Here is a 1,158-nt window from a genome sequence, read left to right on the forward strand (position 1 = left end):
TTGCCAACCTGATCAGATAGGGGTGGGCGGCTTGTACCTGGCGAGCCGACCGCTCAATCGTTTCGTCAAAAAGCCGCATGCCCATGCGGCTTTTTTGTGCACGATCTACGGGTAAAAACGGGGTGTTTTTGTGTAAAAGAGTGCCAAAGTATCCATGCTCCGCCGATTCAATCAAGGCAACGCAATTCAACTGTCGTAGTCCGCTGACCGATCTGGCAGATCAACGCAAAATTCGATAACTTCAGGAGAGAGTTTTATGGATCGTCGCTCACTTATCAAAAACGCCGGTATCGCCGGTGTGCTGGCCGCAGGCGTCGCACCTGCCGTTCATGCGCAGGCTGCCGTTCGTTGGCGCCTGGCATCCAGCTTCCCTAAATCCCTTGACACCATTTTTGGTGCCGCCGAAGTATTTGCCAAGGCCGTGAAAGCCATGTCGGGCGGCAAGTTCGAAATCTCCGTCCATTCGGCCGGTGAACTGATGCCCGCCTTCGGCGTGGTTGACGGTGTGCAACAAGGTACCGTCGAGGCCTGCCATACCGCGCCCTATTATTTTTTCGGCAAAGACGAAAGCTTTGCGCTGGGATGCGCCATTCCCTTCGGCCTGAACAGCCGTCAGATGAGTGCCTGGATGTACGAAGGCAACGGCCTGAAGCTGATGCGCGAGTTCTATGGCAAGTACAACATCGTCAATTTCCCGGGCGGTAATACCGGCTCGCAAATGGGTGGCTGGTATCGCAAGGAAATCAAGTCGCTGAAAGACATCAAGGGCCTGAAAATGCGCATCGGCGGATTCGGCGGCAAGGTGCTGGAGCGCATCGGCGGCGTGCCGCAGAACATTCCCGGCGGCGAAATTTACCAGGCCCTCGAAAAGGGCACGATTGATGCCGCTGAATGGGTGGGGCCTTATGACGACCTGAAGCTGGGCTTCAACAAGGTCGCTCCCTTTTACTACTACCCGGGTTGGTGGGAAGGTGGTCCTGAATTGGACTTCTTCATCAACAACAAGGCATTTGACGCCCTCACACCCGAGAACAAGGCGATTGTGGAAGCGGCTGCGGCCCRGGCCCATGGCGATATGCAGGCCAAATACGATGCCAAGAACCCTGGTGCACTCAAGCAACTGGTGGGTGCGGGTACCAAGCTCCGGCCTTTCCCGAC

Annotated in this window: 1 protein-coding gene; it reads left to right on the forward strand. The window is 56.2% G+C overall.

Annotated elements, in window-relative coordinates; translation table 11 throughout:
- Positions 1-256: 256 nt before the first annotated feature.
- On the forward strand, positions 257-1,158 hold a 902-nt coding region (locus tag AC1D0Z_RS22320), incomplete at its 3' end, for a TRAP transporter substrate-binding protein (RefSeq protein ID WP_477660333.1).

The organism is Polaromonas sp. P1_E3 (assembly GCF_056405935.1).